Consider the following 590-nt stretch of genomic DNA (forward strand, 5'->3'; position numbering starts at 1 on the left):
GACCCATTTGTAGCTTGTTAATTCTTCCAAACCCATCGGGCCACGTGCATGTAGCTTTTGAGTTGAGACGGCCACTTCAGCCCCCAAGCCAAACTGAGCACCGTCAGTAAAGCGCGTTGCCGCATTCACATAAACTGCAGCCGAGCCCACCGAATTGATGAACAACTCTGAGTTAATCAAGCTGTTGGTCATGATTGCATCTGAGTGACTCGCATTGTGAACTCGCATGTGATCAATCGCATCTTTCACGTCAGCGACAACTTTTACACCTAACGTGTAGCTTAGCCATTCGGTATCAAAATCACCTTCTGCGGCATCGCGAATTTGCGTAGCTTGAGCCATTAGCGCTTTCGCTTTTGGTTCTGCTACAAACGTCACTTTGTCACTCATTCGCTCGACAATCATTGGCAAGAATTTCGCCGCCACTTTCTCGTGAACAAGCAGTGTGTCTAGCGAGTTACATGCCGAAGGACGTTGAACTTTCGAGTTTTCAACCACGTTTAGCGATTTCTCTAGGTCCGCGGATTCATCAACAAAAATGTGACTGATACCAAAACCGCCGATGATCACTGGAATTGTGCTGTTCTCTT

Annotated in this window: 1 pseudogene; it reads right to left on the reverse strand. The window is 47.3% G+C overall.

Annotated elements, in window-relative coordinates:
* Positions 1-590, reverse strand: a pseudogene (locus R7O13_RS28935) (gamma-glutamyl-phosphate reductase); the annotation flags it as partial.

This window comes from Vibrio sp. Y176, from assembly GCF_033438945.1.